Origin of the sequence: Microbulbifer sp. (assembly GCF_051659245.1) — a bacterium.
Lineage (GTDB): Bacteria > Pseudomonadota > Gammaproteobacteria > Pseudomonadales > Cellvibrionaceae > Microbulbifer.
In genome coordinates, this window is the sequence record NZ_JBOFOC010000128.1 from 1 (window position 1) to 3,634 (window position 3,634).

Annotated in this window: 3 protein-coding genes; all 3 read left to right on the plus strand. The window is 63.4% G+C overall.

From position 1 onward, the window contains the following. Positions 1–145 precede the first annotated feature (145 nt). The 3 genes from ACRC0P_RS13360 to hisC are packed head-to-tail and all read left to right on the plus strand — an operon-like array spanning position 146 to position 3,542. Positions 146–1,426 carry a S1C family serine protease gene (locus ACRC0P_RS13360; protein WP_438631719.1) on the plus strand — a complete coding sequence of 427 codons (1,281 nt, stop codon included), beginning with the start codon at positions 146–148 and terminating at the stop codon, positions 1,424–1,426. Continuing rightward, positions 1,417–2,472 (plus strand): FHA domain-containing protein, encoded by a 1,056-nt coding sequence (locus ACRC0P_RS13365; RefSeq protein ID WP_438631721.1) that lies wholly within the window; start codon positions 1,417–1,419, stop codon positions 2,470–2,472. Before ACRC0P_RS13360 ends, ACRC0P_RS13365 begins: the two co-directional genes overlap by 10 nt. Then, a complete protein-coding gene (gene hisC, locus ACRC0P_RS13370; protein WP_438631723.1) occupies positions 2,469–3,542 on the plus strand; it encodes a histidinol-phosphate transaminase in 1,074 nt (357 codons plus the stop codon). Before ACRC0P_RS13365 ends, hisC begins: the two co-directional genes overlap by 4 nt. Positions 3,543–3,634: the final 92 nt, after the last annotated feature.

Here is a 3,634-nt window from a genome sequence, read left to right on the forward strand (position 1 = left end):
CATGGCCGCGATCGATCTCACTTCGTAGTGCAATCAGATCGCGGCCATGGGCCGCTCCTACAGGGTCATTGATCATTGGCCGCCGACCACTTACCATCCCGCCTTTCTGCCCATAAATTAATCAAAAAAGAGACAGCTCCTGCGCATGCGCCTGCTTACCCTGTTGTTCTGCTGTTTTACCGGTGTCGCCTCGGCGCAAAGTTACGAAAAGCTCTACAGCGACTATCGCGAAAGCCTCTACCAGATCCGCCTGATCGAAAAGTCCTCCAACTCCAAGGCGGCCATCGGTTCCGGCTTCCAGATCTCCGCCGACGGCCTGGTCGCCACCAATTATCATGTGGTGGCGGAGGCGGTGCGCAAGCCGGAGAAGTATCGCCTGCAGTACCTGTCGGTGGACGGCAGTCGGGGCGAGCTGGAGCTGCTGGATATCGATGTGGTCAACGATCTGGCACTGCTGCGCCAGAACAAACCCGGCCCGGAATATATCCACCTGTCCCGGCACGCCCCCAGTCACGGGACCACCATCATCTCCCTGGGCAATCCCCTGGACCTGGGCATGACCCTGGTACCGGGTACCTACAACGGCATTGCCGCCGGCAGTTTCTACGACCGCATTCACTTTTCCGGCTCGATCAATCCCGGCATGAGCGGCGGGCCGGTGATCGATGCCAAAGGCGAGGTGGTGGGAATCAATGTGGCCACCGCCGGCAACCAGATCAGTTTCCTGGTACCGGTGGAAAAGCTGATCGCGCTGCGGGAACACTACCAACGGCAGGACGGCCGCCCGGTTGACCTCCAGGCCGCTACCCACCGGCAGTTGCTCGACAACCAGCAGAAGATTATCGACTCCGTACTGGAGGCGGAGTGGAAACTGCGCCCGCTGGGGGATGCCATGGTGGTGGGGGAGATACTCTCCTCCATTCAGTGCTGGGGCAACTCCGGGGAGGACGAGGACAACCCGGTCAAACGCATCGACAAAGGCTGCACCGGCCAGGACGTTATCTACCTGTCGGAGAATTTCAACACCGGCCGGGTGGAATACGAGTTTTTCTGGCTGGAGGCGGACGACCTGCTGCCCTCGCGTTTCTACAGCGAATACGAAAGCCAGATGAGCAGCTTTTACCCCGGTAATATGGCCGGCGAGGACGACGTCACCAACTTCCGCTGCCGCCAGGGCTTTACCTCCCAGGAACGCAAAGTGGGGAAATCCAAAGCCGATAACGACCGGCAGCCGGTGCGGGCCCGCACCAGCTACTGCGTGCGCCGCTACCAGCAGTTCCCGGACCTGTACGATATTTTCTTCCTGAGCCTCACCGTGGACCAGAAGGACCGCGCCCTGGTCAGCCACTTCACCCTGTCCGGATTTACCGAGGAGTCGGCGACCGCCTTTTCCGAGAAGTTCACGAGCGAGATCCAATGGCACTGATTATCGAAGAACTCAACCGTTCCCAGCGGGTACAGGCCCGCTATCGTATGGACGGCGAGCGTTTCACCCTGGGGCGCGCCTACCATAACGATGTCATCCTCGACGACCCCCACGCCGACCCCCGCCACGCGGAGGTGGTGCGCGACGAAGACGGCAGCTATACCCTGCGGGACCTGCACAGCGCGAACGGCAGCCAGTTGCTTGGCAACCACCGCGACAAATCGGTCAAGGCGGGCGCCTTCAGCGAGCGTGCCATCGAGTCCGGCGACGAGATACAGTTGGGCAAGACCCATCTGCGCTTTACCGACAGCGAGGCAAGGGTGTCGCCGGCGCTGCCGCTGCACTCGCTGGAAAGACTGTTCGGGCGGCTCTCGCACCCGGCGGTGGCCTTCGCGCTGCTGTTCACCGTGGGCCTGTCCACCCTGGTGATCAGTTATCTGGGCTACGCGCGCAGCTACGAGTGGACACTGGCGGCGAACCTGGTGGCGGGCAGCGTGGTGGGCCTGCTGGTTTACGCGGCGGCCTGGGCCTTTATCGGCCGGGTGGTGCGCCACGAGACGCGATTCTTTACCCACCTGTCCATCGCCACCCTGGGAGCCCTGCTGTATGCGGCCTGGGAGTGGTTCGGCGGCCTGCTGGATTTCAACTACGCCCTCGGCGGCTGGAAGGGCCTGCTCGACCTGGTAGTACTGGCACTGCTGCTGCCCGCCATGCTCTGGTGCGCCTGCTTCCTGGCCATGAACCTGTCCCCGCGCTGGCGCTGGGGCGTGGCGCTGCTGCTGCCCTGGAGCTTTCTCGGCCTGGAAATGGCGGAGGACATCGGCGGGATGCGCGATTTCAGCGCGCTGCCGGAGATCTCCACCGAGATCAAATACGAAGACATGTTGTGGCGTGAACCGGTGCCCATGGGGCAGTTTATCGCCGGTTCGCCGGCACTGTTCGATATTCCCCTGGATAAAAAAGCCCGCGATGAGGGTGAGGCGGAGGCGAAGGAAGCGCCGGAACAGCAAGCCCCCACCGGGCAGGAGACGGAGACAGAGTCTTGAGCAATCCCTTCTGGAGCCCCGAGCTGGCGCAACTGGAACCCTATGTCCCCGGGGAACAGCCCCGCGGCCGGCTGATCAAGCTGAACACCAACGAGAACCCCTACCCGCCCTCGCCCCGCGCACTGGAGACGCTGGCGGACGAACAGCTGGCGGAAGCCCTGCGCCGCTACCCGGACCCGGAGTCCACTGAGCTGTGCGCCGCCATCGCCAAGCAGAATGACCTCGACCGCGGCCAGGTGTTTGTGGGCAACGGTTCCGATGAAGTGCTGGCGCACAGCTTCTACAGCTTCTTTCGCCGTCCGGAACCGCTTCTGTTCCCGGACATCACCTACAGCTTCTACCCGGTCTACTGCCAGCTCTACGGCATCGACTACCGCACGCCGCCGCTGCGGGACGACTTCAGCCTGGCGGTGGAAGACTACGCCGGCCCCGCCGCCGGCGTCATCCTGCCCAACCCCAACGCCCCCACTGGCCGCTACCTGCCGCTGGAGGAGATCGAAGGGTTGCTGCGGCTGCAGCCCCAGCGGGTGGTGGCCATCGACGAAGCCTATATCGACTTCGGCGGCGAGAGCGCGGTGCGCCTGATCGGCGATCACCCGAACCTGCTGGTGATCCGCACCCTGTCCAAATCCCACGCCCTGGCCGGGCTGCGCCTGGGTTATGCCCTGGGACAGCGGCACCTGATCGAGGGACTGGAGCGCACCAAGAACTCGTTCAACTCCTATCCCATCGACAGCGTCGCCCAGCGCGTGGCACTGGCGGCGGTGCGGGACGGCGCCTGGCTGGCGGACAGCAGCGCCAAAGTGATCGCCACCCGTGAACGGGTGGTCGCGGAACTGGGGAAGCTGGGATTTGAGGTGGTGCCGTCCAAGGCCAATTTCGTCCTCGCGCGGCCGCGGGGCATCGAGGCGGAAGACCTGTACCGCGAACTGCGCCGGCGGGATATCCTGGTGCGCTATTTCAACAAGCCGCGTATCAGTGAGTACCTGCGTATCTCCATCGGCACCGATGGGGAGATGGACGCGCTGCTGGCCGCCTGCGCGGAGATAATAGGCTCACGGACTGGGTAAGCCGGGCCCCTATTTATCGGGACTCGGGACTCGGAATGATGATGCGCTGTAGGAGCGGGCCATGCCCGCGATCGGGGTTTCCGTTTTTCAGA